The organism is Arthrobacter sp. NPDC093128 (genome assembly GCF_040683875.1).
Lineage (GTDB): Bacteria > Actinomycetota > Actinomycetes > Actinomycetales > Micrococcaceae > Arthrobacter.
The window spans coordinates 1-26,900 of sequence record NZ_JBFBEY010000003.1 but is presented as its reverse complement, the minus strand read 5'-3'; the positions used below and the strand labels follow the sequence as shown (position 1 = coordinate 26,900).

The 26,900-nt window shown below is 65.4% G+C and carries 25 protein-coding genes; 13 read left to right on the top strand and 12 right to left on the bottom strand.

All coding sequences use genetic code 11. From position 1 onward, the window contains the following. Nucleotides 1–70 precede the first annotated feature (70 nt). Nucleotides 71–1,327, top strand: a complete 1,257-nt coding sequence (locus AB0N24_RS03915) for an APC family permease (protein ID WP_364120727.1) — start codon at nt 71–73, stop codon at nt 1,325–1,327. On the opposite strand, the gene hisS is transcribed toward AB0N24_RS03915, so the two are convergent. After that, complete coding sequence (hisS, locus tag AB0N24_RS03910) at nt 1,317–2,663, bottom strand: histidine--tRNA ligase (RefSeq protein WP_364120724.1); 1,347 nt, start codon at nt 2,661–2,663, stop codon at nt 1,317–1,319. The genes AB0N24_RS03915 and hisS overlap by 11 nt on opposite strands. A 255-nt stretch (nt 2,664–2,918) precedes the next feature. Here hisS and AB0N24_RS03905 point away from each other — a divergent pair, with 255 nt between their 5' ends. The 3 genes from AB0N24_RS03905 (at nt 2,919) to AB0N24_RS03895 (ending at nt 6,197) form a co-directional block, all read left to right on the top strand. Beyond that, entirely contained in the window at nt 2,919–3,719 is an 801-nt protein-coding gene (locus tag AB0N24_RS03905; protein ID WP_364120721.1) for a peptidylprolyl isomerase, read from the top strand. 62 nt (nt 3,720–3,781) lie between these two features. Continuing rightward, nucleotides 3,782–5,488, top strand: a complete 1,707-nt coding sequence (locus tag AB0N24_RS03900) for a DUF349 domain-containing protein (RefSeq protein WP_364120718.1) — start codon at nt 3,782–3,784, stop codon at nt 5,486–5,488. 94 nt (nt 5,489–5,582) lie between these two features. Continuing rightward, nucleotides 5,583–6,197 (top strand): hypothetical protein, encoded by a 615-nt coding sequence (locus AB0N24_RS03895; protein ID WP_364120715.1) that lies wholly within the window; start codon nt 5,583–5,585, stop codon nt 6,195–6,197. 11 nt (nt 6,198–6,208) lie between these two features. Here the strand turns inward: AB0N24_RS03895 and AB0N24_RS03890 are convergent, their stop codons facing one another. From AB0N24_RS03890 to pdxT, 9 genes are all read right to left on the bottom strand, one after another. Then, nucleotides 6,209–8,602: a bifunctional (p)ppGpp synthetase/guanosine-3',5'-bis(diphosphate) 3'-pyrophosphohydrolase gene (locus tag AB0N24_RS03890; protein ID WP_364120712.1), complete on the bottom strand. Its 2,394-nt coding sequence runs from the start codon at nt 8,600–8,602 to the stop codon at nt 6,209–6,211. A gap of 134 nt (nt 8,603–8,736) precedes the next feature. Continuing rightward, nucleotides 8,737–9,759 carry a protein translocase subunit SecF gene (gene secF, locus AB0N24_RS03885; protein WP_364120709.1) on the bottom strand — a complete coding sequence of 341 codons (1,023 nt, stop codon included), beginning with the start codon at nt 9,757–9,759 and terminating at the stop codon, nt 8,737–8,739. After that, nucleotides 9,760–11,517 (bottom strand): protein translocase subunit SecD, encoded by a 1,758-nt coding sequence (gene secD, locus AB0N24_RS03880; protein WP_364120706.1) that lies wholly within the window; start codon nt 11,515–11,517, stop codon nt 9,760–9,762. A 114-nt stretch (nt 11,518–11,631) separates the two neighbouring features. Further along, complete coding sequence (yajC, locus tag AB0N24_RS03875; protein ID WP_364121614.1) at nt 11,632–12,042, bottom strand: preprotein translocase subunit YajC; 411 nt, start codon at nt 12,040–12,042, stop codon at nt 11,632–11,634. 227 nt (nt 12,043–12,269) lie between these two features. After that, nucleotides 12,270–13,358, bottom strand: coding sequence for a Holliday junction branch migration DNA helicase RuvB (gene ruvB, locus AB0N24_RS03870; protein WP_104173024.1), 1,089 nt, complete (start codon nt 13,356–13,358; stop codon nt 12,270–12,272). Continuing rightward, complete coding sequence (ruvA, locus tag AB0N24_RS03865) at nt 13,351–13,995, bottom strand: Holliday junction branch migration protein RuvA (protein WP_104173025.1); 645 nt, start codon at nt 13,993–13,995, stop codon at nt 13,351–13,353. The genes ruvB and ruvA overlap by 8 nt, the downstream gene beginning before the upstream one ends. A gap of 81 nt (nt 13,996–14,076) precedes the next feature. Continuing rightward, on the bottom strand, nt 14,077–14,664 hold the full coding sequence (gene ruvC, locus AB0N24_RS03860; RefSeq protein WP_364120701.1) for a crossover junction endodeoxyribonuclease RuvC: 588 nt from the start codon (nt 14,662–14,664) through the stop codon (nt 14,077–14,079). Between the two features lie 34 nt (nt 14,665–14,698). Next, nucleotides 14,699–15,454 (bottom strand): YebC/PmpR family DNA-binding transcriptional regulator, encoded by a 756-nt coding sequence (locus AB0N24_RS03855; protein WP_214951506.1) that lies wholly within the window; start codon nt 15,452–15,454, stop codon nt 14,699–14,701. A gap of 3 nt (nt 15,455–15,457) precedes the next feature. Next, a complete protein-coding gene (pdxT, locus tag AB0N24_RS03850) occupies nt 15,458–16,168 on the bottom strand; it encodes a pyridoxal 5'-phosphate synthase glutaminase subunit PdxT (protein ID WP_364120697.1) in 711 nt (236 codons plus the stop codon). Nucleotides 16,169–16,259: 91 nt separating this feature from the next. Between pdxT and AB0N24_RS03845 the strand changes: the two genes are divergently transcribed. The 8 genes from AB0N24_RS03845 (at nt 16,260) to AB0N24_RS03810 (ending at nt 22,821) form a co-directional block, all read left to right on the top strand. Then, nucleotides 16,260–17,549 carry a MurT ligase domain-containing protein gene (locus AB0N24_RS03845; protein ID WP_364120694.1) on the top strand — a complete coding sequence of 430 codons (1,290 nt, stop codon included), beginning with the start codon at nt 16,260–16,262 and terminating at the stop codon, nt 17,547–17,549. After that, nucleotides 17,546–18,268 (top strand): glutamine amidotransferase, encoded by a 723-nt coding sequence (locus AB0N24_RS03840; protein ID WP_364120691.1) that lies wholly within the window; start codon nt 17,546–17,548, stop codon nt 18,266–18,268. Before AB0N24_RS03845 ends, AB0N24_RS03840 begins: the two co-directional genes overlap by 4 nt. A gap of 105 nt (nt 18,269–18,373) precedes the next feature. After that, the gene (locus AB0N24_RS03835; protein ID WP_364120688.1) at nt 18,374–18,880 is read left to right on the top strand and encodes an NUDIX hydrolase; all 507 of its coding nucleotides are present in this window, start codon (nt 18,374–18,376) and stop codon (nt 18,878–18,880) included. 85 nt (nt 18,881–18,965) lie between these two features. Beyond that, nucleotides 18,966–19,946 carry a trypsin-like peptidase domain-containing protein gene (locus AB0N24_RS03830; protein ID WP_364120685.1) on the top strand — a complete coding sequence of 327 codons (981 nt, stop codon included), beginning with the start codon at nt 18,966–18,968 and terminating at the stop codon, nt 19,944–19,946. A 259-nt stretch (nt 19,947–20,205) separates the two neighbouring features. Further along, nucleotides 20,206–20,523, top strand: a complete 318-nt coding sequence (locus AB0N24_RS03825; protein WP_364120682.1) for a hypothetical protein — start codon at nt 20,206–20,208, stop codon at nt 20,521–20,523. 623 nt (nt 20,524–21,146) lie between these two features. Continuing rightward, nucleotides 21,147–21,434, top strand: coding sequence for a hypothetical protein (locus tag AB0N24_RS03820; protein WP_364120679.1), 288 nt, complete (start codon nt 21,147–21,149; stop codon nt 21,432–21,434). A gap of 130 nt (nt 21,435–21,564) precedes the next feature. After that, complete coding sequence (locus AB0N24_RS03815) at nt 21,565–22,020, top strand: protein-tyrosine phosphatase family protein (RefSeq protein ID WP_364120676.1); 456 nt, start codon at nt 21,565–21,567, stop codon at nt 22,018–22,020. 99 nt (nt 22,021–22,119) lie between these two features. Next, the gene (locus AB0N24_RS03810) at nt 22,120–22,821 is read left to right on the top strand and encodes an alpha/beta hydrolase (protein ID WP_364120673.1); all 702 of its coding nucleotides are present in this window, start codon (nt 22,120–22,122) and stop codon (nt 22,819–22,821) included. A gap of 38 nt (nt 22,822–22,859) precedes the next feature. Here AB0N24_RS03810 and AB0N24_RS03805 read toward each other — a convergent pair whose 3' ends face one another. Both AB0N24_RS03805 and AB0N24_RS03800 read right to left on the bottom strand, forming a co-directional pair. Beyond that, nucleotides 22,860–23,219 carry a hypothetical protein gene (locus AB0N24_RS03805; protein ID WP_364120670.1) on the bottom strand — a complete coding sequence of 120 codons (360 nt, stop codon included), beginning with the start codon at nt 23,217–23,219 and terminating at the stop codon, nt 22,860–22,862. Nucleotides 23,220–23,313: 94 nt separating this feature from the next. Further along, entirely contained in the window at nt 23,314–24,594 is a 1,281-nt protein-coding gene (locus tag AB0N24_RS03800) for a CapA family protein (protein ID WP_364120667.1), read from the bottom strand. Between the two features lie 82 nt (nt 24,595–24,676). On the opposite strand from AB0N24_RS03800, the gene AB0N24_RS03795 reads away from it, so the two are divergent. Next, nucleotides 24,677–26,689: a M3 family metallopeptidase gene (locus tag AB0N24_RS03795; RefSeq protein ID WP_364120665.1), complete on the top strand. Its 2,013-nt coding sequence runs from the start codon at nt 24,677–24,679 to the stop codon at nt 26,687–26,689. The last annotated feature ends 211 nt before the right edge of the window (nt 26,690–26,900 follow it).

Here is a 26,900-nt window from a genome sequence, read left to right as displayed (position 1 = left end):
GATGTTGAATGGGACCGTTGCGGGAACAGCCCCGTTCGAGTTTACCCGTTGGAAAGGCTTCCCTTCCGCCATGCAGACCCACCAACGGCTTCAGCGCCGGCTCGGCGTGTTTGACGCCACCGCCATCGGACTCGGCTCCATGCTTGGCGCCGGCGTGTTCGTTGTCTTCTCCCCGGCCACGGCACTGGCCGGCCCGCTGATGATTGTCTCGGTCCTGGTGGCGGGCGCCATTGCCTACTGCAACGCTGTGGCGTCGGCCCAGCTGGCCGCCAAGTACCCGGCCAGCGGCGGGACCTATGTCTACGGCCGCAAACAGCTCGGCGAATGGCCGGGCTTCATCGCCGGCTGGGGATTTGTCACGGGGAAGACGGCGTCGTGCGCGGCCATGGCCCTGACCTCCGGCCATTATGTGGCACCCGGCTTCGCCACGCCGCTGGCCGTGGCCGCCGTCGTGGTGCTCACGGGTGTCAACCTGATGGGCATCACCCGCACCGCCCTGTTGACAAGAATCCTGCTCGCCATCGTCCTTGGCACCCTGGTGTTTGTGACGGTTGCGGGCATTGCGGGGCCGCATCCGGAACCGGCCGGTCCCGTCACAGGCCCGGGCAGCGCCTGGGGGATCCTCCCGGCCGCCGGCCTGATGTTCTTCGCCTTCGCCGGCTACGCCCGGATCGCCACGCTCGGCGAAGAGGTCAAGGATCCCGCCCGCACCATTCCGCGGGCCATCCTGGCCGCGCTGGCCGCAGCGTTCACGATCTATCTGGCACTCGCCGTGCTGCTGCTCTGGCACCTGTCCCCGGGGCGGCTGGCGGAATCGCTGTCGCCGCTGCTCGACGCCGTAACGTCCTCCGGTCTGGCCGCAGGCGCCCCGGTGGTGCAGGCAGGGGCAGCCGCGGCCTGCCTGGGCGCGCTGCTGGCACTGATCACCGGGGTTGGCCGTACTGCGTTGGCAATGGCGAGGGAGCGGGACCTGCCCTCTGCCCTGGCCCGGGTGGGCGGGCAGCATACGGTCCCGTTCGTCGCGGAGCTGTCGGTAGGAGCGGCCGTGATTGTGCTGCTCCTGACGGCGGACGTGCTGACCGTTGTGGGTTTCTCGAGCTTCGGTGTGCTGATCTACTACTCGGTCACGAATGCCGCAGCCTTCACCCTGGCCGAACGGCCGCGCACCGCGCCCCGGTGGCTGAATGCGGCGGGTTTCGTTGGTTGCCTGATTCTTGCCGTCACGCTGCCGTTGGCCTCCGTGGCGGGCATGGCGGCCGTGCTGGCAGCCGGAGTTGCCGGCCGGTTCCTGGTGCTGCGGCTACGGAAGCTGCCGCCTAGGACTTAAGGATGCGGACGTGCAGGTCCTCGGCCGAGGGCGTCCAGGTCGCGGGATCGGCGTCCGTCTGCTCGCCTGAACGGATGTCCTTAACCTGGTGTTTACCGTCGTCGTCCGTGAACCAGACGAACGGGATGCCCCGGCGGTCGGCGAACTTGATCTGCTTGCCGAATTTTTCCGCCTTGGCGGCAACCTCGGTGGATATCCCCCTGCTGCGCAGCTGTGCCGCGACGTCCTGGGCAGCGCCCCAGCTGCCGTCGTTGTTCAATGCGACGAGCACTGCCGTGGGCACCGAACGGGTTGCCTGGGCCAGGTCCTGGCTCAGAATCCTGGAGACGAGACGCGTGACGCCGATGGACAGGCCGACGCCCGGGAATTTGCGGTTGCCCTTGCTCGCCAGCGCGTCGTAGCGCCCGCCGGAGCAAATGGAGCCGAGCTGTTCGTGGCCCACCAGGACGGTCTCCACCACGGTTCCGGTGTAATAGTCCAGGCCACGGGCGATGCTGAGGTCCGCCACCACCTTGCCCGGAGCACGCTGCACGGCGGCCGCAATGACCTGCTCGAGCTCGTTCAGGCCTTCCTCGAGCAACTCGTCCTTGACGCCCAGCGCGCGGACCATTTCCACGAACGACGTGTCCTCAGTGCGGATGCCGGCAAGGCTCAGGGCGGCCTGCGCCTGGTCCTCGGTGGCCCCCAGCTCTGTTTTGAGCAGCTCGGCCACCTTTGCAGGGCCGATCTTCTCGAGCTTGTCGATGCTCCGCAGCACCCCGGCGGTGTCCGTCAGGCCGATCCCGCGGTAGAAGCCTTCCGCAAGCTTGCGGTTGTTGATGCGCAGGCGGAAGTCGGGAATGGGCAGGGCGCTCAACGCTTCGGCGATCACCAGCGCGATTTCGACGTCGTAACGGAACGGCAGGTCGCCGTCGCCGACGATGTCGATGTCCGCCTGGGTGAACTCACGGGCGCGGCCCTCCTGCGGACGTTCACCGCGCCACACCTTCTGTATCTGGTAGCGGCGGAACGGAAACGCGAGGTAGCCGGCGTTCTCCACCACGTACCGGGCGAACGGCACCGTCAGGTCAAAGTGCAGGGCCAGGGAGTGGTGGTCGCCCTTGGCAGCCTTGGATTCTTCGCCTTCGTCCTCCTGCAGGCGGCTGAGTCCGTACACTTCCTTGTCGATCTCACCCTTGCGGAGCAACTGACCCACGGTTTCCACTGCGCGGGTTTCGATCGAGGAGAAACCGTGCAGCTCAAAGACGCGCCGCAGGGTGTCCAGCACATGCAGCTCCACCAGCCGCTCCTCGGGAAGCCACTCGGGGAATCCGGACAGGGAGGCGGTGCGTGCCATGGTGGATTTTCTCCTCAGGTAACAGAAGGCTGGAGTCCGCTGCGCGGTCATCCGATTCCGCCATGTGATCAAAAAGCGGCGGTAAAGGCGGGAGTCCAGCCAGTCATGCATAAACTATGTGCGGCAGTCAGTTTATGCTTTCGGCGCCAGCAACTCTAATGGAGCGGGGCCGGAGCATCGTCTGCCGCTTGCTGCCGGACACCGGACGTCGCCCTTGGCCCGTTTGGCGGGCCGGCCCGACAACCAGGAGGACTTTTGGCGGCCAGTTCACGGAGCGCCCGCGAAGCAAAGCGGCGCATCCTGCAAATGGAAGCGAAACGCGAGCTGCGGCGGCAGCAGGAGAAGCGCCGCAAACGCGACAATCTCCTCGCTGCAGGCGCGGGTGCCGCGGCACTGCTGCTCGCCGTCGTCCTCCAACTCACCGTCTTTGCCAGCAACCCGACCGAGGACGAGTACGCTGCTGCACAGGCCGGGTTGACCAGTCCGTCGGCAACCCCGACAACGCCGGCCACCAACGCCGCGAACATCCCGAAACCGGAGACAGCGGCAGGCAAGGTTTTCACCGGTGAGCTTAAGCTGAACAGCGGTGCGCTGGGCGTTGAGCTGGACGGAACCAAGGCTCCCCAGGCGGCCGCGGTCTTCAAATCGCTGGCAGACGAGAATTACTACAGCGGAATCAGCTGCCACCGGCTGACCACCGGCGAAACCTTTGGAGTGCTGCAATGCGGTTCCAAAACCGCAGACGGCCAGGGCGACCCTTCCTACACCTGGGGACCGCTGGAAAATACTCCGGCAGACAACAAATATCCGGCCGGATCCATTGCTGTGGCGCGCACCGGCGGCAACGCCTACGGTAACGGCACCCAGTTCTTCATCGTGTACAAAGACACTGTCATTCCGGCTGACGAGGCCGGCGGGTACACGATCGTAGGCAAGGTGACGTCCGGACTTGACGTGGTAACGAACATCGCGGCCTCCGGTATTAAGACGGGCGGAAGCGCAACAGACGGCGCTCCTGCGGAACCAGTCACGATAGACTCGTTCTCTCTGAAGTAACCAGCCCCCGGCCTCCACGCGGCGGGTGCAGGTATTTCCCTCCAAGCGAAAGACTTTTAGCGGTGACAGACAGTCAGAAATCCGACGAAACAGTAACAGCAGCTGCCGACGAGGCCGGGACCGAGGCTCAGGTGGTTGACGGCGCGCAGGCGGCCGGCAACGACGCAGCAGCCGAGGCCACGTCCGACGCACAGTCAACAGCCCAGGAAAGCCCCGAAGCGGAGGCTCCCGCGGCTGGCGACGCTCCCACCGAGGCACCCGAAGCGGAGGAGGCGCCGGCAGCTGAGGCACCGGCCGCCGAAGAGGCTGCGGCTGAGGTAGTTCCCGCGACCGAAGAGGCTGCGGCTGAGGTAGCTCCCGCGACCGAAGAGGCTGCGGCCGAGGAAGTTCCCGCCGCTGCCGCTGCGCCGCGTCCTGCACCGCGTCCGGCCCCGTCGCCGGCCGCATTTGCGGCGAGGCCCAAGGCTGCTTCTTCTCCCGTGACTCCGGTCCCCGCTCCCGTGTCTTCGGCGGTATCGCTGGCGGAGGCTGCACGGTGGGGCCGGGTCGAAGGGGACGGACACGTTTTCCTGACCATCGACGGCGCCGAACACCCGGTGGGCCAATACCCGGGCGTCAGCGACGACGAAGCGCTGGGTTACTTTGCCCGGAAGTACGACGACGTGGTGGCCCAGATTGTTCTCCTGGAACAGCGCGTGAGCTCCAAGGCGCCCACGACCGACATGCAGAAGACCGTGACGCACCTGCGCGAGCAGCTGGCCGAACGGAACATGGTGGGTGACCTCCGCGCAGCCGAAGCCCGTCTCGACACGCTGTCCACCCAGATCACCGAGCTCGAAAAGGCCGAAAAGGCTGAACACGACGCCGTGCGTGCCGCCGAGCTGGCCGCCCGCGAAGCAATCGTGGCGGAAGCGGAAGAAATTTCCGGACACGATCCTGCGCAGATCCAGTGGAAGACCTCCAGCGCCCGCATGAACGAGCTCTTCGAAAGCTGGAAGACAGCGCAGAAGAACGGCGTCCGCCTGGGCCGCAGCAACGAGGATGCCCTCTGGAAGCGGTTCAGGGCAGCACGGACGGTCTTCGACCGCCACCGCCGGGCGTACTTCTCGCAGCTGGACAGCAACAATTCCGCAGCCAAGGCTGCCAAGGAAAAGCTGATCACTGAAGCCGAGGCACTCTCCTCCTCCACCGACTGGGGCTTCGCCGCCGGCGAATACCGCCGGCTGATGGACGAATGGAAGGCCTCACCGCGCGCCAGCCGCAAGGACGACGACGCACTGTGGGCCCGGTTCCGCGCCGCCCAGGATGTCTTCTTCACCTCCCGCCAGGCAGCCAACGACGAGATCGACCAGGAGTACGGCGCCAACCTGACCGTGAAGGAAGCCCTTCTGGTCGAGGCCAACGCCCTGCTGCCCATCAAGGACCTGGCCGCCGCCAAGAAGGCCCTCCAGTCCATCCGTGACCGCTGGGAGGAAGCCGGCAAGGTTCCCCGTGCGGACATGGGCCGGATCGAAGCCGGCCTCCGGAAGGTGGAGGACGCCGTCCGCCACGCCGAGGACGAAAACTGGAAGCGGTCCAACCCGGAGACCAAGGCACGGACCAACAGCGCCCTGTCGCAGCTGGAGGCCGCCATTGCGGGGCTGAAGGAAGACCTCGAGAAGGCTGAAAAGGCCGGCGACCAGCGCAAGATCAAGGCCGCCCAGGATGCCCTCGAGGCCCGCCAGGCGTGGCTGGACCAGATCTCGCGCTCGGCCAGCGAACTGTCGTAGCCACTCAGGCTGGCAAGCACAGGCCCCCTTCCGGTTATCCACATATCCGGAACGGGGCCTGTACGCGTTTGGGGCTGCAGGAAAAGATGGCTGCATGGCTACCTCGTCCCCAGTCCCCGCAAATGTCAGAAGCGCAGACACCGGGTCTGTTGAGCTCTATTCGCCGGGTGCCGTGTTCTCGTGGCCCGAGCTGCAGGCCATGGCTGCCGACGGTGTCCTGAGCCAGCTCTATCAACGCGGGTACATGCTGCCCGGCACGGCCACCACCCCGCAGCTGCGTGCACGCGCCGCCTCATTCGCTGTCCCGCCGGGAATCAGGCAGCGTGTCGTGGCAGGCCGGATGACGGCGGCGTGGATCTACGGGTGCGCCGCGGAACCGGACCGGCTGGCACTGCTGGTGGATGCCACCCGGCGTGTCTCCAGCCTGAGATCCACCAGGGGCTGCACCCTGCACGAGGTCAGGCTCGGCCCGTTCGACGTTGTCAGCCTCGGCGGGCAGATGGTTTCCAGCCCGCTGCGGACGGCGCTGGACATCGCACTGCACGTGGACGCTGAGCGGGCGTTGCCGGCCCTGCGCAAGATGCTGGCAAGTCCGGAGCTGGACGTCAGGCTGCGGCTGCTCACCCTCGCCGTCGAAGCCACTCCCCGGGTTCCGTACAAGAAGGCAGCGCTGGAAATATTGTCGGCCCTGCATCCCGAGCCCGGTTAGCAGCCCGGCAGTTAGCCGCGCCGCCGGTTTCCGGTGGTTCGGTAGACGTCGAACACGCCATCGATGCGACGCACAGCGCTGAGCACGTGGCTCAGATACTTGGGATCGCCCATCTCGAACGCGAACTTCGAGATGGCTACCCGGTCAGTCGAGGTGTGCACACTGGCGGCCAGGATGTTGACGTGGTTTTCGGACAGGATCCGGGTGACGTCGGACAGCAATGACTTACGGTCCAGTGCCTCCACCTGGATCTCCACGAGGAAGACGCTGGACTGGGTGGGCGCCCAGTCCACTTCCACGATGCGGTCCGGCTGGTCCTTCAGGTCCGAGACGTTCGTACAGTCCGTGCGGTGCACCGATACACCGGAACCCCTGGTGACAAAACCCAGGATGGGATCCGGGGGAACGGGCGTGCAGCAACGGGCCAACTTGACCCACACGTCCCCCACGCCGCGGATAATCACACCGGAGTCGGAATACTTCGTCTTGCTGACCTGCGTGGGGATGCTGATCTCTGTCAGGTCGTCCTCGGGGCCCTCATTGCCGCCGAGGGTATCCACCAATCGTTCCATAACGGACTGCGCGGACGTGTGCCCGTCGCCCACTCCCGCGTAAAGGCCCGAGATGTCAACGTACTTGAAATGTTCAGCGACTTCAGCGAGGGCGTCATGGGTCATGAGGCGCTGCAGGGGAAGGTTCTGCTTGCGCATCGCCTTCGTCAGGAGTTCCTTGCCGCGGTCAATGGCCTCTTCGCGGCGCTCCTTGCTGAACCACTGCCTGATCTTGTTGCGGGCGCGGGCGCTCTTGACGAAGTGCTGCCAGTCCTGGCTGGGGCCGGCGCCCTCCGCCTTGGAGGTGAAGATCTCCACCCAGTCGCCATGGTTCAGTTCGCTGTTGAGCGGAACCAGCTTGCCGTTGACCCTGGCACCGATGGTCCGGTGGCCCACTTCCGTGTGGACCGCGTAGGCGAAGTCCACCGGAGTGGACCCGGCCGGCAGTGCCATAACCTCGCCCTTGGGCGTGAAGACGAACACTTCCCGGGCGTTGATTTCGAACCGCAGGGAGTCCAGGAATTCCCCCGGATCGGAGGTTTCCTGCTGCCAGTCAACGAGGGACCGCAGCCAGCCCATGTCGCCGTCGCGGGGGCTCCCGGGACCTGCGGCCGTCCTGTTTGGCTGGTCCTTGTACTTCCAGTGCGCCGCGACGCCGTACTCCGCGCGGCGGTGCATTTCATGCGTGCGGATCTGAATCTCAACCGGCTTGCCGCCCGGCCCGATGACCGTGGTGTGCAGGGACTGGTACATGTTGAACTTGGGCATCGCGATGTAGTCCTTGAACCGGCCCGGAAGGGGGTTCCAGCGCGAATGCAGCGTGCCCAGTGCTGCGTAGCAGTCCCGGACGGAGTCCACCAGGACACGGACACCCATGAGGTCGTTGATGTCGTCGAAGTCCTTGTCGCGGACGATCATCTTCTGGTAGATCGAGTAGTAATGCTTGGGGCGGCCCGTGATGGTGGCCTTGATCTTGGCCGTCCGGAGATCGTCGGTGATCTGGTTCCGGATGACGCTGAGGCTCTTTTCACGCTCCGGGGTCCGGTCCCCCACCATACGGACAATTTCCTCGTACACCTTCGGGTACAGCGCTGCGAAGGAGAGGTCTTCGAGTTCCCACTTGATGGTGTTCATACCGAGCCGGTGCGCCAGCGGCGCGAAGATTTCCAGGGTTTCGCGTGCTTTGCGGGCCGAGGACTCCGCCGATACAAATCGCCAGGTGCGGGCATTGTGCAGCCTGTCCGCCAGCTTGATCATCAGCACCCGGATGTCCTTGGCCATCGCGACGACCATCTTGCGGACGGTTTCCGACTGTGCGGCTTCGCCGAAACTCACCTTGTCCAGCTTGGTGACGCCGTCCACCAGCATGGCGACTTCGGGGCCGAAATCCCGCTTGAGGTCAGCCAGCGTGTAGGGCGTATCCTCGACGGTGTCATGCAGCAGCGCGGCCGCCAGCGTGGTGCCGCTCAGTCCCAGTTCGGCCAGAATGGTGGCGACCGCGACGGGGTGCGTGATGTAGGGATCGCCGCTCTTGCGTTTCTGTCCCCGGTGGCTCTGCTCGGCGACGACGAAGGCACGCTGGATGAGGTCAAAATCCTCTTTGGGATTGTTCGCCCGCACAGTTCGCAGCAACGGTTCGAGAATGGGAGAGTACGTGGCCGTCCCGCGGCCCGTCAGCCGGGCAAGCCTGGACCTGGTGCGTTCGCGGCGTCCGGGGAAGGTGGGGCGGAACCCGGAACTGTCAACGGGCACGCCCGCGTCAGGGCGCCCGGACGCAACCAAACCGGCCTGCGGACCCTGGCCCGGACCCTCACCACCGTCGGCCGTTGGCGCCGACGTCGAACGTTCTTCCAATGAAGCACCCCTCACGACCCGTTTAATTATCCCAGTCTATTCCCGTGGCAGGATACTTCTGTAACCGGACCGCATATGCGAAGGGCCGGACACCGTCACGAATGACGGCGCCCGGCCCTTCAGGGACGCACAATTCAGGCCGGGGCAGCCTCCGGTGCAGCCGCTGCCTTCGCAGCAGCCTCGCCACGGCGGCGTTCAACCCGCTCAGCCTGCTTGATCAGCGGGGGTTCACCCTGCCGCAGCCATGCATACAGCGGTGCCGCGATGAAGATGGTCGCCGCGGTGCCGATCAGGATGCCGACGAACAGGGCCAGCGAAAGGTCCCGCAGCGTACCGGCGCCCAGGAGCCCGGCTCCGATGAACAGGATGGCACCCACGGGGAGGATGGCCACCATCATGGTGTTGATGGAACGGACCAGCGTCTGGTTGACGGCAAGGTTGACCTCCTCCGCAAAGGTGCGGCGCGTCGAGGCATCGATGTCCGCCGTGTTTTCGCGGATTTTGTCGAAGACCACCACGGTGTCGTACAGCGAGTAGCTAAGCACCGTCAGGAAGCCGATAATGGCCGACGGTGTGACTTCGAAGTCGCTGAGGGCGTAAACGCCGGCTGTGACGAACATGGTCACCAGCATGCCGACAAGGGCCGACAGCGACATCTTCCACGTCCGGAAGTACAAGGCCATCAGGAATGCCGCAATGACCACAAAGATCACCAGGCCCAGCAGCGCCTGCTTGGTGACGTCCGCACCCCAGGTGGGCCCGACGAACGTGGACGTCACCTCGTTGTCCGTGACACCGTAGGCGGTGGTGAGGCCTTCCTTGATCCGGAGCGTCTCGTCGTCCGTCAGCTTGTCCGTCTGGATCCGCATGGTGGTGCCGGCCACATTGGCCACACGCGGAATGCTGCCCTCCACGACGTCCTTGACGGCCTTCTCGCCGACCGCCGCATCCGTGGTCTTCACGTTGGAAACCGTGAACTCGGACCCGCCCCGGAACTCGATGCCAAGGTTGAATCCGCCCTTGGCCACCGGCAGGAGAATGGACAGCGCCACGGCGACGGCGGCGATCAGGAACCAGATCTTCTTGGACGAGACGAAGTTGTACGAGCGCTTGCCCGTGTAAAGCTCATTGCCGAAAGTGGCAAAATTCGTGGTCATTTACTTGCCCTCCTTGGACGTGCTCTTGGAGGAACCGGCAAGCTGCTCCTGCTTTTCCGCCAGACGGCGTTCCGCAATGGTCATCCGGCGCTCAGCTTCAGCAGCCGCACCGGTGTTCTTGGCACGCACCACGGCCGGCTTCTCATCCGGTGTGCGCAGCCTGCCCGCGCCGCGGTAAAGGGGCACGGCGCCGAGACGCTTCGGGTCAAGGCCGGAGAACCGGTGGCCCTCGCCGAAGAACTTGGTGCGGGCCAGGATCTGCAGCGTCGGGTGGGTGAACATGAACACGACGATGAGGTCGGCGATGGCGGTCAGGCCAAGCGTGAACGCGAAGCCCCGGACGTTGCCCACGGCGACGAAGTAGAGCACCAGGGCTGCCAGCAGGTTCACTGCCTTGGACGCCAGGACAGTGCGCTTGGCGCGCTTCCAGCCGTTCTCCACGGCGGAGACGAGCCCGCGGCCTTCCCGCAGTTCATCACGGATTCGTTCGAAGTAGACGATGAACGAGTCTGCAGTCTGGCCGATGGCCACGATGAGGCCGGCCACACCGGCCAGTGACAGGCGGTAGTTTTCGGTCCAGCCCAGGATCGCAATGGCGAGGTAGGTCAGTGCACCGGCAACCACGAGGGAGAAGATGGTGACAAAGCCCAGCGCCCGGTATTGGAAGAGGGAGTAGACCACCACCAGGAGCAGCCCGATCACGCCTGCGAGCAGACCCATCTTGAGCTGCTCGCCGCCCAGTGTTGCTGAAATCTGCTGTTCGCTCTGGATGTCGAAGCTGATGGGAAGGGCACCGAACCGCAGCTGGTCGGACAGGGCCTTGGCGGACGCCTCGGTGAATCCACCCGTGATCTGCGGACGGCCGTCAGTGATCACCGCGAGCGACCGCGGGGCCGAGATGACCTGATCATCAAGGACAATGGCGAACTGGGCCTTCGGATCGGAGCCTGATTCGCCGCCGGCGGCAACGAAGAACTTGTACAGCCGTTCGGTGACTTCCTTGAACTTGGCGGTGCCCTGCTCGTCGAACTGGATGTTGACCGCCCACTCGTTGGTGACAGCGCCTTGTGCACCCTGCTGCAGCTGGAAGGAGGAGGACTTGATGTTGGAGCCCTTGACTTCAACCGGACCCAGAATGTACTTGATGGCCGGGGACGTGTCCGTTGCCGGCTCACAGGTCACCAGCGGCTTGGCCGGGTCCGAGCGCTCCTGCTTGTCCTGCGAGGGGTTGTCGCAGTCCAGGGTCTCAAACTTCTTGTACACCTCTGGCGTGACCCAGTTGATGTCGCTGCTGTTGGCCGGGGCCGCCGTGGGCTTGGGCAGCTTGTCGTCCGGTGTCAGGGACTCGGTGGGCACAGCCGCGCCCGCGCCCGCCTGAAGTACCGGTCGGAAGTTCATGTCTGCCGAGGCCTGGATCAGGGCCCGGGTTTCCTTGGAGGGTGTGCCCGGAAGGCTTACCACCACGTTGCGGCCGGACTGCGTGCTGATCTCGGCTTCCGCGACGCCCGAGCCGTCCACGCGCTGGCGGATGATCGCAACGGCCTGGTTGAGCTGGTCCTCGTTGATGTCCGAGCCGCCCTCAACCTTGGGCGCCAGGATCATCTGGGTTCCGCCTTCCAGGTCAAGCGCAAGCTTGGGTGCCCAGCTGGCGTGGCCGGCGATGGTGCCGCCCGCGAGCACGGCAGTCATGACGGCGAGGATAACGCCGAGCCAGACCAGCACCCTGAGTGCTGAGTTTTTGGGGCCAGTACGTGCCATTGTGATCTTTCTATTGTTTACGGAGGAGCCGCCGGGGTGAGCTGGGCTCACACACCGGCGGCAGCCCGCGGCCGTAATTAATTCTACTTAGCGGGACTTGGCGGGTACGCCGGACTAGCTGTCTTTCTTGCCTTCGTCATTGAGGCGCTTCAGTGATTCTTCCGGCGTTTCATTGACGGTCTCGGGACGTTTGACAGCGTCGGCCGGGGCCTCGTCCTGCGCGGTCAGGGAAGAGGCGTCGTCGGGAACGACAGTGGGCTCTTCGGGAGCAACGGCCGGCTCGACGATCTTGGTGACGGCCTGGCGGTGCACTGTGGCGAGGTTGCCGGGGGAAAGTTCAAGGAGGACCTTGTTCTCGTCCTCATCGATGGAGACGATGCGGCCAAAAAGACCGAAGCTGGTCATGACCTCAACCCCGGGCGCGAACTGGGACTGCAGCGTTGCTTGCTGGTCCTTGGTCTTCTTGTTGCGGCGGAACATCATGAAGATGAAGAGTCCGAGCATCACGAAGAGCAGGATGGTCATGATGTCGATGCCGCCGCCGGCCTGCGGCTGGGCCTGGGCAGTAATGTGTCCGAACACAGGAAGTTTCCGTTCTGTACTTACATAGCTGATTTACAGCAACGTCGGCTTCGTTTCGGCCCACCTGGCAGAAAACCCCAGCCAACGGCGACCGGAGCCGCCCACAGAAACAAAGACCCGAACGTGCCGAGCGTTCATCCCAGTCTAAAGGGAAAGTAAGCCCGACGCTGCTATTGGCTGTTCGGAAGCCACTCCGCCACCGGCTCCCCGCTAAGGTCTTCCGGTTCGAACAGGGCCAGCGTCTCCTGGCCAAACACCCCGTCCGGAACCGCATAGCCTAGGTGGGTCCACGCCGGAGCCATGGCGATCCGGCCGCGCGGTGTCCGCCCCAGGAGCCCCTCACGGACAAGGTAGGGCTCGGCAACGGTTTCCACGGTTTCGGGTTCCTCGCCAACGGCAATGGCAAGGGTGGAAAGTCCCACCGGACCGCCGCCGAATTTGGTGATCAGGGCTTCAAGGACGGCGCGGTCCAGCCGGTCCAGCCCCCTCTTGTCCACCTCATACATGTCAAGTGCGGCCGAAGCTGCCCGCGCATCTATCTGTTCGATGCCGTGGACCAGCGCCCAGTCGCGGACGCGGCGGAGCAGGCGGTTGGCAATTCGGGGCGTGCCCCTGGACCGGCCGGCGATTTCGCTGAACCCTGCCGAGTTGACCTTGAGGTCCAGCAGGCCGGCCGAACGCCTCAGGACCAGTTCCAGTTCCTCAACGGAGTAGAACTCCAGGTGGCCCGTGAAGCCGAACCTGTCCCGGAGCGGGCCGGGGAGGAGGCCGGCGCGGGTGGTGGCGCCCACAAGCGTGAACGGGGGCAGTTCGAGCGGAATCGCGGTGGCGCCGGCGCCTTTCCCCACGACGATATCCACGCGGAAGTCCTCCATGGCCATGTACAGCATTTCCTCCGCGGGCCGGGACATGCGGTGGATCTCGTCAAGGAACAGGACCTCCCCTTCCGACAGCGAGGAAAGGATGGCGGCAAGGTCACCGGCGTGCTGGATGGCCGGGCCGCTGCTGATCCGCAGCGGTGCATTCATCTCGGCCGCGATGATCATGGACAAGGTGGTCTTGCCGAGGCCGGGCGGGCCCGAGAGCAGGACGTGGTCAGCACTGCGCCCGCGCATCCGCGACGCTTCGAGCACCAGCGACAGTTGTTTGCGGACACGGTGCTGGCCCACGAAGTCATGCAGGTTCTTGGGACGGAGGGCCGCCTCGATGACCCGTTCCTCCGGCTCCTCTCCCCCGCCAACCAGGGTGGGTTCAGCCACGGCTGCCTACCCTGTTGCCGGCACGGGCGCCGTCCTGGCCGAGCCAGCGCAGCGTGGCCCGAAGAATTTCGGCCACCTGGCCGTCCGCTTCCAGTTCGGGGGAGTCCGAGAGTGCTTTATCGATGCTGGACGAGGCGTCCTTTTCGGACCATCCGAGGCTGGTCATGGCCGCCACCACCTGCGGCTTCCACGGGGCCGGAGCCGATGCTGCGGGCGCCGCCGCTGAACCGGTCCCGTGCGGCACCAGTTTCCCGGCGAGCTCCAGGACGATCCTGCCTGCGACTTTGGGGCCGATGCCGGGGACTTTAGTGAAGGCCTTGCCATCCCCGGTGTGCGCCGCAACCCGGATTGCCTCGGGATCATGGACGGCCAGCACGGCAAGCGCAAGGCGGGGGCCCACGCCGCTCACGCTGAGCAGGATGTCGAAAACCTCGCGTTCGTCGTCGCTGGAAAATCCGAACAGGGTCAGCGAATCCTCCCGCACTATCAGGGAGGTGAAGAGCTTGCCCTCAAAGCCGACGCGCAGCCCGCTGAGGGTCTGGGGTGTGGCGTTCACGCTCATGCCGGCGCCGTTGAGGTCGATCACGGCGGAGGACAACCCGACGTGCGCTACGGTTCCGCGGAGAAAACTGATCAAGGCCGGGCTCCTGAAATACAGCCGGAATGAAACCGGCTATCCGAACATATCTACGAATACCCTAGCAAGGAGCCCGGACATTCACCGTGCACGGCGCGCCTTGGCCTCCGCTTCGGCCCACGCCCGCTGGGCCGGGGTGAGCGACAGGCTGCCGGGACCGGTGGTGGCTGCGCCCTTGTTGGAAGTACCACTGCCTGCCCGCCACGCATGTGTAATGGCCAGCGCGAGGGCGTCGGCGGCGTCCGCCGGACGCGGAGGGGCATCCAGGCGGAGGATCTTGGTGACGAGCTTCGTCACGGCTTCCTTGTTGGAAGTTCCGCTGCCCGTGACGGCGGCCTTGACTTCCGACGGCGTATGCAGGGCCACAGGTATCCCGCGCCGGGCGGCGGCGGCAATCACCACGCCGGACGCCTGCGCAACGCCCATCACAGTGCTGACGTTCAGCTGTGAGAACACCCGCTCCACAGCGAGGACGTCGGGTTCATACCGGTCCAGCCAGTCATCGATGGATGTGGCGATGAGGAGCAGGCGCTGGTCCAGGCCCTCATCCGGCGACGTGCCCACCACACCGACAGCCACCATGGTGGCGCGCCGGTTCTTTTCGACGTCAACGACGCCGATGCCGCAACGGGTGAGGCCCGGGTCGACTCCCAATACTCGGAGGGTCAAGGCCGGGCCTCAAAGTCACTGCAGGGTTGCCGGATCACTCGGCTTCCAGTGCGGCCTGCACTTCGTCGCTGAGGTCCGCATTGCTGTAAACGTTCTGGACGTCGTCGAGTTCTTCCAGGGCGTCCACCAGCTTCATGAACTTCTTGGCAGCGTCCAGGTCGAGCGGAACCTCCATGGAGGGGACGAATTCGGCTTCGTCGGTGTCGTATTCGATCCCGGCTTCCTTGAGCGCATCGCGCACGGCCTGGAGGTCGGTCGGTTCCGAGTGGATTTCGAAGGTGTCGCCGTTGTCCTTGACTTCTTCGGCGCCGGCGTCGAGCACGGCCATCAGGACGTCGTCCTCGCTCAACCCGTTCTTGGGGAGGGTTACAACTCCCTTGCGCGAAAAGAGGTAGCTGACGGAACCGGGATCGGCGATGGTGCCGCCGTTGCGGGAAATGGCGAGCCGGACCTCGGAAGCGGCACGGTTCTTGTTGTCCGTGAGGCACTCGATCAGCAGCGCGGAGCCCTGCGGGCCGCGGCATTCGTACATGATCTCGGTGTAGTCCACGACTTCGCCGGTGAGGCCTGCGCCGCGCTTGATGGCACGGTCGATATTGTCGGCGGGGACCGAGGTCTTTTTCGCCTTGGTGACAGCGAGTTCCAGGCTGGGGTTGCCGGCCAGGTCCGGGCCGCCCATCCGGGCCGCGACTTCGATGTTCTTGATCAGTTTGGCGAACGACTTTGCCCGGCGGCTATCAAGGATGGCCTTCTTGTGCTTGGTCGTCGCCCATTTGGAGTGGCCTGACATGCTTTACGCTTCTCCTCTGATCATTCGAATAAACAGTTCATGCACGCGCTTCTCCCCCGTCACTTCCGGGTGGAAGGAGGTGGCCAGCAGCTGGCCTGAACGCACTGCAACAATTCTAGCCGTCCCCTGCAGCGCGGCGGTATGAGAGGCATGTTCCGGGTCCGCAGGTTCCACCTGCGCCAGGACCTCCACACCATCGCCCACACGCTCCACCCACGGGCCGCGGATGAAGACCGCGTGGACCGGAGCCACACCGGAACCGGTGTCGCTGAAGCCGAGTCCCTTGAATTCAAGATCGGTCTCGAAGGATTCCCGCTGCCGGCCGAAGGCGTTCCGGCGGACGGTGATGTCCAGTCCGCCGAACGTCTGCTGCGGGTTGCCTGCCAGGTCCGTGGCCGGGTCAGCGATCTCGTCGGCCAGCAGGATCATGCCGGCGCAGGAGCCGTACACGGGCAGTCCGTCGGCGATGAGCTTGCGTAGCGGGTCCGCGAGTTCGAAGGCCCGTGCGAGCTTGTCGATGGTGGTGGATTCACCGCCGGGAATGATCAGGCCGTCAATGCCGTCAAGTTCGGACGGGCGCCGGATGCCGATAGCCGTGGCGCCGGTCGCTTCAGCGGCGCGCAGATGCTCCCGGAAGTCACCCTGGAGCGCCAGGACACCGATTCGCAGGCCCGTACCCGCGCGGGAATAGTCCGTGGAAGGGGGGTTGGTCATCCAAACAGCATAGTGCTCCCCGTACCCGGAGGAGTGCCGGAACGGCCCTGCCGGCCCGGTTCCATGCCTCGGCTGGGATATATTACAGAGCATGCTTTACTTCAGCGTTCCGCTCGGCAAGCTCGTCCGCCGGGTCTCCCGGCTCAGGGGCGGAGGCTCTGCCCTCCCCGGTCTTGTGGTGGAGAAAATCGACCCGGAATTCATGCAGCGGACACTGTCCACGCTTCCCCTGGGGGTCGCCGTCGTCAGCGGGACGAACGGCAAGACCACCACCACCAAGATGGTTGTTGAACTGCTGGAGAGCCAGGGGCTGAAGGTGTTCACGAACCGCACCGGCAGCAATTTCACCCGCGGCGTCGCCGCGGCGCTGCTGGGCGACGTCGACTGGCGCGGCCGCCTGGACGCGGACATTGCCGTGCTGGAGCTTGATGAGGCGCACGCCGTGCACTTCGTCAACCGGGTCCCGCCGCGGTACAGCCTGCTGCTCAACGTCCTCCGCGACCAGCTGGACCGCTTCGGCGAAATCGACAAGACCGCCCAGCTTCTGCAGCACATCGCTTCCAAGACCACCGGCACTGTTGTCCTGAACCGGGAGGATCCGCGTGTCGCCCGCATTGCCGACACCCTGGACGGACCGGAGGTCCGCTACTTCGGCCTCGACGACTCGCTGCTGAGCACCTTCCCGAACGACGACGACCTCCGGGCCGGTCCCGGCAGCCCGGTGCCGGCGCTGCCCGAAAAGCCGCACGCCGACGTCGTGCTTCGCCGGGTGGGGACGGCGGACGCCGACTTTGAGTACGACGGCGCCACGGTCACCACCGGGATGAAGCTCCGCGGCGTCTACAACATCTTCAATGCCGCAGCCGCCCTGGTCCTGGCGCGCTGCATCGCCGGAAACGGCACGAGTCCCACCGACCATGACGGCCTCCTCAAAGCCCTGTCCGAGGTTGCACCCGCCTTCGGCCGCGGCGAAAGCCTGGTGGTTGACGGGCTTCCGCTGGACCTCGTGCTGGTCAAGAACCCCAGCGGTTTCCGGCTGGGCCTGAAGTCGTTTCCCGCCGGCGGCTACGCCACAATGGTCGCGATCAATGACAACTACGCCGACGGCCGGGACATGTCCTGGCTCTGGGACGTCGAGTTCGATTCGCTGCGCGAAGGCGGGGTAGACCAGCTCACCGGTTCCCGGGCGTACGACATGGCGCTGCGGCTCCAGTACGACGACGTCGCCATTGGCGCGGTGAACCCGGACATCGCTCCGGCCCTGGCTGCGTTCATCCAAGGTGCCAAGGGCAAACCCAAACGCGTCTTCTGTACGTACACGGCCATGCTCGCCATCCGCCGCGAACTATCCAAAATCACCACTGTGGAGGTGGTCTCATGAGCAAGGGCACCATCAGGGTCCTGCAGCTGTACCCCCGCGACATGAACATCTACGGGGACTGGGGCAACGCCCTGGTCATCCAGCAGCGCCTCCGCTGGCACGGCTACACGCCCGAACTCCTCGAATACAACGTCGGCGACGAATTCCCGTCCGGCGTTGACCTCATCGTGGGCGGCGGCGGCCAGGACAGCGGGCAGCTTGTCATCCAGGACGATCTGCTGTCCCGCGAATCGACGTTGAAAGACATGGCGGAAGACGGAACGCCCATGCTCCTGATCTGCGGGATGTACCAGCTCTTCGGCCGGTTCTTCAAGACCCGCACGGGATCGGTCATTCCGGGCATCGGCGTGCTGGATGTCGAAACGCACGGAACAGACGAACGCCTAATCGGCAATGTCACGGTGTCCTCGGCCGAGTTCGGGGACATCCTGGGCTACGAAAACCACAGCGGGCAGACGACGCTCGGGCCCGGCGTCAAGCCGCTCGGCACAACGCCCAAGGGCATGGGGAACAACAGCAGCGACGGCAAGGAAGGCGCCCGCTACCGGAACATCGTGGCGAGCTACCTCCACGGGTCCCTGCTGCCCAAGAACCCGGCCATTGCCGACTTCCTGATCCGCACCGCCGCCGAACGCAAGTACGGCAGCTTCACAGCCGGTGCTGCGGACGACCGTTACGCGGTGCTGGCGCGCGAACACGCCGCACGGCGCCCCCGGTAGGAACGTTTCAGGTTCCGGCGCATGTGCCGGACCCGGCTGCCGGACCCGGCCATTTCCTGTGACGGATTGCGACAGCCAGGGAATAGGCCATGGCAGACTACTTCCATGGACACCGCAGCCTCCAGCCTCCCGGAATACCTCCGCCGTCCGTCAGGGCCACGCAATCCTGGCGACGCGTGGGTGGACGGCGAGCGGGGCAAGTTCTGGGGCCGGTTCGGGTCTGCGGGACTCCTGGTCCAGGACCCGGCCAAGGGCATCCTGCTGCAGCACCGGGCCACATGGAGTGATCACGGCGGAACCTGGGGTCTTCCCGGCGGAGCCCTGCACGAGGGAGAGGACGCCATCACGGGCGCCCTGCGTGAAGCCCACGAGGAAGCCGCTGTCCCCCCGGAGAACGTCCGTGTCCTCTTCACGTCCGTCTTCGACGTCGGGTACTGGTCGTACACCACCGTCGCGGTGCACGTTGTTGAATCCTTCGAACCCGTCATCAACGATCCCGAGAGCATCGAGCTGAAGTGGGTACCGGCCAACGCCGTGGAAGACCGGAATCTGCACCCGGCCTTCGCCACCGCGTGGCCTGGCCTTCGGCGCCGGCTCCTGCAGCACCACTGATTTCACTGACGGCGTAGCCCTGGCAGGACTAGCGCCGGCAGCGCAGTCGTTGACATTGGTAAGCACCATTCCAGGGAGGCTCACCATGGTCGAACTCAGCGGCGGAGTCAGCGGAACCAGCGCGGCCGAAGACCCGCTGGATTCCTACTCGGCAACGGTCATCCGTGTGGCGGAAACCGTCACCCCGCACGTGGCCGCCATCGAAATGACCGGCAACGGGCGCAACGGCAGGTTCCGTGTGGGCGCCGGCTCAGCTGTCCTGTTCACGTCGGACGGGTACCTGGTAACCAACGCCCATGTGGTGGGCGCAGCCGGAAAGGGCCACGCTGTATTTGCCGACGGCACCCGGTCCGCCGTGGAGGTGGTGGGCGCCGACCGTCTGTCCGACCTTGCCATTGTCCATGGCAAGGCACCCACCGCCCCGCCGGCCGAATTCGGCGATGCCGAACTCCTCAAGGTCGGGCAGCTGGTCATCGCCGTCGGCAATCCGCTGGGGCTCTCCGGCTCCGTGACGGCGGGCGTGGTCAGCGGCCTGGGCCGGTCCATCCCGGTATGGTCCGGACGCAACCGCCGTGTGATCGAGGACGTGATCCAGACTGACGCCGCGCTGAACGCCGGCAGCTCCGGAGGGGCGCTGGCGGACGCCCACGGCCGGATCGTGGGCATCAACACCGCGGTCGCCGGTGCAGGGCTGGGGCTGGCGGTTCCGATCAACGCCACCTCGCGTCGGATCATCGCCTCCCTCCTCTCGGACGGGCGCGTCAGGCGCGCCTTCCTTGGACTCGTGAACACTCCCGTTCAGCTTCCGGTCAACGCGGTGGTCCGGACCGGCCACCGCGACGGATTGCTCGTCGTCGAGGTCCTTCCGCGGTCGCCGGCCGAGAAGGCTGGCCTCCGCGCCGGAGACGTGCTGCTGAGCGTGGGGCGGAAGTCGGTTTCGAATGCGGAGAGCCTCCAGAAGCTGCTTTTCTCCGAGGCAATCGGAGCGCCCTTGGACATCTCCGCGCTGCGCGACGGCACGGAGCTGCATGTGGTGGCCGTCCCCGAGGAAATGACGGAAAACTGATGGCGCTGCGCCGAAAAGCGGAATTCAGTGGCGGTAAGGGACGGGACAGCCAAGTGCCGCGCACAATGGGTCTGTGGGATCTGTTCCTCGATGTGGAGTGCACGGCCGAGGGCTCGCCCTTCGCACCGTCATACCGGTGTGCGCGGTTTTCCTTCTGGCGGGGCTCCCGGCGTGTTCGCGGCCAGGACCCTTCGACGCTCCCCCGTGTTTCCCGCCCGCCTACAAGGTAACGCCCGAGCGCGCCCAAGTAGGCCAGAACGTGAGTGTCATCGCGCCGGACGCGGACTGCGACCCACGCTACGGCGAGAACGCTCGCATTCACGTGACCGTGACGGATGCGGGCGCAAAGGTTTTGGACGCAACGTCCCCAATGAACGACGCCGGCGGGTTCACGTACTCGTTCACCGTTCCGGTGGACTCGGCGGCCGGAGCGGCAACGGTGACCGCAATGCCCTACAACATTGACTGGTGCGACGATACCGGCAGAAACAACAGGGCGGACGGGTCCGTTCGGGCCGGTGAATTGACCCGGGCGTCCTGCGCCCAGCCGGTCCGGATCCTCACCATCACGCCGTAACATAACCGGGCGATTCCCTACCGGTACCGCCCGGAACGCGCACTCCCGTGCGAAATACACACAAAACCCTGCGAGGCATGTCAGTGACAGGTCCCGGCAGGAGAATATCGCATTTCCGCTAGTAATAAACCCCCGCGGCTATTCTGATCGCTGTCATCCCGCTATCGTTGATGGTGAACACACCCTTCCGATCACATTGCCGTGGCGGACCGGTGTGTTCCAGCACTACGGCCTGGCAGCCGGACCAATGTTCCGGAGGCTGGCTTGTGGGTATTGGGGTAGGCACGGGGGTGCCCTCATATCGTTTTCCGTGTACACGGACGAAAGTCACGCATCGTGGCGCACGGAGGTTCCCAGATGCGGCAGGACTCTGCGTTGCCGCTTTTGAATCAGGCCACTGCAAAAATGGGGCATAGCCGATTCACGGGACGTATAACCGCACTCATTGGGGACCACCAACCGCAGACAATTGTCCGACAGGAATCTTGAACCCGGCCCAGCCCGTTCTGGGGCCCGCCGGAAGACATGGCGATTCATCGTGCGAGATTCCGCTTGCCCGGATACGCCTGCGACATTCACCTGGGAATGACCAAAAAGATGGGAAAGATCTCATGAAGAGGTCAATGGGTTTGCTCGCATCCACACTGCTTGCCGCAGGACTTAGCCTCGGCGGGACTGCAGTCGTTGCCGGACCCGCTGCAGCGGACACCGGGCTCAAGACCGTCACAATTTCGGCCGTAAGCTACACGGACAACCACCGCGACGACAGGAATCGCGGCGGCCACGACTGGAAGAATCACAAGAGGTGGTGTGAAACCCACGGCTACTGGAAGAGGGAACGTCACGGGAACCACTACTCCTGGAAGTGGGTCAGCTACTGCGACGATGACCATGGGCGCGGACGCCGCTAGCCCAAACCACAGGCCGTTGCCTGAACGACCGGTCTGAGGCGGCAAGGAGGGGCGTCGCTCTCGGGCGATGCCCCTCCCTCATGCCGGGTGTGCACTTCCCTTGCCAGCGATCCGGTGGCAGGGTCAACCCATGAACACGTGGGAACAGGGAGCGGCAGGCGTCGTCAGCTTCCCTTCCGGCCGGCTCATCCGCGGGCGCGGACTGCGTCATCCGGCCCCGTCAGGTCCCGACCCCGATTTCGGCGTCTACCTTCTCGGCGCGGCTCCGCCCCTGGTTGAGTGGACGCAGCGATGGGTCCGCTGGCCGGACTTCTGGCTGCCCACCAACGAGGACGAGGCCATGGATGCCCTGAAGGAAGCATGGCTGCGGGCTGAATACCAGCGCGTCGAAATCGCCTGTTCGGGCGGGCGCGGAAGGACCGGCACCGCCCTGGCATGCATCGCCATTCTGGACGGGGTTCCTGCACGACAGGCGGTGTCCTTCATTCGGGAGCACTACCACCCCCGGGCGGTCGAGACGCCGTGGCAGCGTCGGTACGTCACACGCCCGCAATGGGAAGGCACTAGGGAGGGCCGTGGAGGCTAGCGGCGTGAAATGAACTCCCCAGGCTGATTCTCCTCCACGACGGCGATCATGCCGCCGAGGGAACCCTCGTCATCCGGCCCTCCGGGGTAGGGTACCTCCATGGACATTATCCTGGTTCCCGGATTCTGGTTGGACGCCTCGTCATGGTCCGACGTCACACCGCCGCTGACCGCAGCGGGGCATCGCGCCGTTCCCCTCACGCTGCCCGGCCTTGAAGCCCCGGATGCGCCGCGGGCCGGCATCGGCCTGCGTGACCATATCAATGCCGTCGTCGCGGCCGTCGACAGCGCCGACCAGCCGGTGGTCCTTGTCGGGCATTCCGGCGGCGGCGCCATCATCCATGGTGCTGTTGATGCCCGGCCTGACCGCGTTGCGCGCGCCATCTACGTGGATAGTGGCCCGCTGGGCGAGGGTGGGGTGATCAACGACGAACTTCCCGCGGAGGGCGACGACGTGCCGCTTCCGCCGTGGGAAGGCTTCGAAGACGCCGATCTCACCGATCTGGATGACGGGTTGCGTGCCATGTTCAGGGCCCGGGCGGTCCCACAACCGAAGGCCGTGGCTTACGACCCCCAGCACCTCCACGATGAGCGCCGCTACGGCGTTCCGGCCACCGTGATCGCCTGCGAGTTTCCCTCCGCCGTACTGAAGGACTGGATCGAAGCGGGGCATCCTTATGTTGCGGAGCTCGCGCGGATCCGCGATGTCGAATTCGTGGACCTGCCTACAGGACACTGGCCCCAGTTCACCAGGCCGGCCGACCTCGGCGCGGTGATCCTCGCCGCCGTCGACCGCCAGTAGGGGTCGACCGCCAGTAGGGGTCGACCGCCAGAGGGGCGCTACGCGAGAGGCGTGAGGACGGCGATCTGGTAGCCGCCTGCCCTTTCGGCGAGCTGATAGCAAAAACGCTCCCGGGGTTCGCCGCCATAGGTCCAGGTGACATCTGCCCATACAAATCCCGGGGCTTCAGCCATGATGTCGATCCTCTTCTCCACCGTGTCAACGCCCTCATATTGGCCCCACGATGAGGCGAAGAACGCCTCCGTCTGGCCGGTGTCGGTGACCGGGATGGACTGGCCGGGAAACAGAATGAGCGAGGGAACGGCGTACATTCCCGCGATCGCCTTAGCGTCACGTGCCAGCAGCGCGGCAGCGTAGCGGTCGAAAAAACGGTCAACATTGTCCGTAGCTTCTGTCATGCCAGAAGTATATTAGGCCCGGAAGCGGGACCTCCCTGGGGGACGGCTCTGCGGATTTGGAACCGGATGGCGTCGATCACCCGCGGTTTGGCCTTCAACCTCGTCCTTGCTCGCCGGAAATGATCAGTTCCCGGGCACCGGCCTCGGCCGCGCCCATGGATTCCACCACCGTCCTGGTCCGCAACCGCGTGCCGGCATCGGCTTCCGGCCCGGCGCACGGCCCCTGCGGCGCGTCGGCCGCCACTGAACACCAGCGGTACGGATCGCGGACGATCACGGACGGCACCCATGCCAGATCCGAGGCCGCCCATTTGCCGGCCGCGTCCTGGCTGAACTGTGCCCGCACCAGCAGTCCTTCGTTGTTCACCACATACCAGGGGGACAGTTCCGTGACCCCGTTGCCGAGCCCGTAAACAATCCACGTCCCTTTGTAGTTCTCGATGGGAAGCACGGAATGGGTGTGGTGGCCGTAGACCATGGTGAACTCGCCGCTGTCCACCAGGGCGTGGGCCGTATCCTGCTGCTGGGCATTCGGAGTGCTGGCATATTCGTCCCCGGCGTGCATCACGCCGAGCACAATGTCCGCGCCGAGCGCCCTTGCCTTCTTCGCCTTGGCAATCATTGCCGGCGCATCCAGCATGTCCACCTGCCAGGCGTATTCGGGGTACTGACCGTTCAGGCCATAGGCGGCCTCGATCACGGCAATTCTCGCGGCGTCGGTCTGCAGGATCAGGATGCCCTGCGAGTCCGCCTCGGTCCGGTAGGATCCGGTGTGCTTCAAGCCCGCGGCGTCCAACGCGTCGAGCGTCCGGACCAGGCCGTCAGTTCCGCGGTCGATGGTGTGGTTGCTGGCCGTGGTGCAGGCCTGATAGCCAACATTCCTGGACGCCGCGATGATCTGCGGCGGCACATTGAACGACGGGTAGGCCGAGAAGGGGCCGTCCGGGCCGGCGACCGGCGTCTCCTGGTGGCAGATGGCCAGGTCGCTCCGGTCGATGTACGCCCGCTGGCCCTCAAGCAGCGGGGCGAAGTCCAGCCCCGGCTTTCCGAGGGCGGCCGCGTCGGCGCGGGCCTGGTCCCACAACTGGGCATGCACCAGCATGTCCCCCGTCACCAGTACAGAGGTGCACCGGACAGCGGCGCAGGCCGGGCCCTTGCCCGGCGTCGGTTCCGGCGAGGGGGCCGGCACTTGGGTGGCGGCGGACGACGGCGGCGCGGATGCCGCCGTCGTCGTTGCGCCGGTTGCCCGCCCACCGCTGCCCTGTTCAGCCAGTACGCCGCACGACGAAAGCGTGACCATCGTGCAGGCCGCGGCAAGTGCCGCGAAGCGCTGTGTGGCGGGCGGTTTTTGTTGTCTTAGGTGCTGGTCCGCCATGTCCGCCATCCTACGACTGCCGATCTCCGAATCCGGCGAAATCACCATTGAGAACGGCCCGGTTACATGAAAGGGTTGCTTCATGACCAACCCCCTCCTGACCCCCAGCCCCTTGCCGTACGGGCTCCCCCCTTTTGCAGACATTGACGAGGCCCACTACGCCGAGGCAGTCCGCTCCGGGCTGGCGGAGCACCTTGCTGAAATCCAGGCCATCGTGGACAACGCCGAACCCGCAGGCTTCGAAAACACAGTTCTGGCCATGGAACGCGCCGGGCAGCTCCTGCAGCGCGCCGCCGCGTCGTTTTTCACCCTGGTGTCCGCCGATGCCTCGGATGGCATCCGCGCCCTCGAGACAGAGCTGTCCCCGCAGTTCTCCGCCCACCAGGATGCCATCTACATGAACCGCCGGCTGTTCGACCGGTTCGCCGCCGTGGACACCGCCGGCCTCGACGATGAATCGGCCAGGCTCGTGGAGGAGTACCTCAAGGAGTTCCGCCAGTCCGGCATCCAGCTGGACGACGCCGGACAGGAACGGCTCAGGGCAGTCAACGCGGAGTTGTCCCGGCTGGGCACGGAATTCGGCCAGCGCACCAAGGAGGCCATGAAGTCCAATGCCCTGCTTCTCGACGACGCCGCAGAGCTGTCCGGGCTGCCCGCTGACGACGTCGCCAGCGCCGCCGAGGCAGCGCGGGCCGCGGGCCACGAGGGGAAATACATGCTCACGCTGATCCAGCCCAGCAACCAGCCGGCCATGGCCTCGCTGGACAACCGCGACGTCCGGCGCCGCCTCTACCAGGCATCGGTCAGTCGCGGGAGCAGCGGCGGAAGCCTCGATGTCCTGGACCTGGTGAAGTCGATGGCCGCGCTGCGGGCGGAAAAGGCCCGGCTCCTGGGCTTCGCCAACTATGCCGAACTGACGGTGGACCGCCAGACGGCACCCGATTTCGGCGCTGTGCAGACCATGATGAACCGGCTGGCGCCTGCCGCCGTCCGCAATGCCGACGCCGAGGCCGCCGCCCTGGCTGAAGTGGCAGGCCACCCCCTCGAGGCTTGGGACTGGGCGTACTATTCCGCGAAAGTGCGGCGGGAGCGGTACAGCGTGGACGAGCAGGCGCTGCGGCCCTACTTTGAACTGAACCGGGTGTTGCGCGACGGCGTCTTCTTCGCCGCCACGGCCCTTTACGGTGTGACCTTCCACGAACGGCCCGAGCTCGTGGGCTACCACCCCGACGTCCGGGTCTGGGAGGTCCGCAACGAAGACGGTTCCGGGCTTGGCCTGTTCCTGGGCGATTACTACGCCCGGGAGTCCAAACGCGGCGGGGCCTGGATGAACTCGCTGGTGGACCAGTCCGCACTGCTGGGGACGCGGCCGGTGGTCATCAACAACCTCAACATCTCCAAGCCGCCGGCCGGCGAGCCCACGCTCCTGACGCTGGACGAGCTCCGGACGGCGTTCCACGAGTTCGGGCATGCGCTCCACGGCCTGTTTTCGAACGTGACCTTCCCGCGGTTTTCCGGCACGGCCGTCCCGCGGGACTTCGTGGAGTACCCCTCCCAGGTCAACGAAATGTGGATCATGTGGCCCGAGGTGCTGGCCAACTACGCCCGCCACCATGCCACCGGCGAGCCCTTGCCCCAGGACATCGTGGACAGGCTCAACGAATCCCAGCTGTGGGGCGAAGGCTTCGGCACCACGGAGTACCTGGGGGCCGCGCTCCTCGACCTTGCCTGGCACGTCCTCGACGGATCCGGTGTCCCGGCGGACGTCCTGGCGTTCGAAGCCAAGGCCCTTGCGGCGGCCGGCGTGGCCCACGACCTGATTCCGCCGCGATACCGTACGGGCTACTTCCAGCACATCTTCGCGGGTGACGGCTACGCCGCGGGGTACTACTCCTACATCTGGAGCGAAGTGCTGGATGCGGACACCGTCGAGTGGTTCAAGGAAAACGGCGGACTCAGCCGGGCCAACGGCGACTTCTTCCGGAGCGAACTGCTCTCCCGCGGCAACAGCCGCGAACCGCTGGACTCGTTCCGCGCCTTCCGGGGCCGCGACGCGCAGCTGGAGCCGCTGCTGAAGCGCCGCGGGTTGGAATAACCCCCGGCATGGAGTTTTTGTCCAGATAATGCGGCTTCCGGGGTCTTTATCTCCCATTATCTGGACAAAAACTCGGGCTTTTGGATTAAAGTACGACGGCGGCGGGTCACCTTCCAAGGTGACCCGCCCCCCGCCGAAGAAATTTTGTTTAGGTTAAAACCCCCCGCCGGCAGGGCGGGGGGGGGCGGGGGAAAGGAGCACGATAAAATAG

Excerpts from the sequence above, each read along its gene's own strand:
- AB0N24_RS03915 (WP_364120727.1), top strand. The coding sequence starts at position 71 with ATGCAGACCCACCAACGGCTTCAGCGCCGGCTCGGCGTGTTTGACGCC.
- hisS (WP_364120724.1), bottom strand. The coding sequence starts at position 2,663 with ATGGCACGCACCGCCTCCCTGTCCGGATTCCCCGAGTGGCTTCCCGAG.
- AB0N24_RS03895 (WP_364120715.1), top strand. The coding sequence starts at position 5,583 with ATGGCTACCTCGTCCCCAGTCCCCGCAAATGTCAGAAGCGCAGACACC.
- secF (WP_364120709.1), bottom strand. The coding sequence starts at position 9,759 with ATGACCACGAATTTTGCCACTTTCGGCAATGAGCTTTACACGGGCAAG.
- secD (WP_364120706.1), bottom strand. The coding sequence starts at position 11,517 with ATGGCACGTACTGGCCCCAAAAACTCAGCACTCAGGGTGCTGGTCTGG.
- yajC (WP_364121614.1), bottom strand. The coding sequence starts at position 12,042 with ATGACCATCCTGCTCTTCGTGATGCTCGGACTCTTCATCTTCATGATG.
- AB0N24_RS03855 (WP_214951506.1), bottom strand. The coding sequence starts at position 15,454 with ATGTCAGGCCACTCCAAATGGGCGACGACCAAGCACAAGAAGGCCATC.
- pdxT (WP_364120697.1), bottom strand. The coding sequence starts at position 16,168 with ATGACCAACCCCCCTTCCACGGACTATTCCCGCGCGGGTACGGGCCTG.
- AB0N24_RS03845 (WP_364120694.1), top strand. The coding sequence starts at position 16,260 with ATGCTTTACTTCAGCGTTCCGCTCGGCAAGCTCGTCCGCCGGGTCTCC.
- AB0N24_RS03840 (WP_364120691.1), top strand. The coding sequence starts at position 17,546 with ATGAGCAAGGGCACCATCAGGGTCCTGCAGCTGTACCCCCGCGACATG.
- AB0N24_RS03835 (WP_364120688.1), top strand. The coding sequence starts at position 18,374 with ATGGACACCGCAGCCTCCAGCCTCCCGGAATACCTCCGCCGTCCGTCA.
- AB0N24_RS03830 (WP_364120685.1), top strand. The coding sequence starts at position 18,966 with ATGGTCGAACTCAGCGGCGGAGTCAGCGGAACCAGCGCGGCCGAAGAC.
- AB0N24_RS03820 (WP_364120679.1), top strand. The coding sequence starts at position 21,147 with ATGGGTTTGCTCGCATCCACACTGCTTGCCGCAGGACTTAGCCTCGGC.
- AB0N24_RS03815 (WP_364120676.1), top strand. The coding sequence starts at position 21,565 with ATGAACACGTGGGAACAGGGAGCGGCAGGCGTCGTCAGCTTCCCTTCC.
- AB0N24_RS03810 (WP_364120673.1), top strand. The coding sequence starts at position 22,120 with ATGGACATTATCCTGGTTCCCGGATTCTGGTTGGACGCCTCGTCATGG.
- AB0N24_RS03805 (WP_364120670.1), bottom strand. The coding sequence starts at position 23,219 with ATGACAGAAGCTACGGACAATGTTGACCGTTTTTTCGACCGCTACGCT.
- AB0N24_RS03800 (WP_364120667.1), bottom strand. The coding sequence starts at position 24,594 with ATGGCGGACCAGCACCTAAGACAACAAAAACCGCCCGCCACACAGCGC.
- AB0N24_RS03795 (WP_364120665.1), top strand. The coding sequence starts at position 24,677 with ATGACCAACCCCCTCCTGACCCCCAGCCCCTTGCCGTACGGGCTCCCC.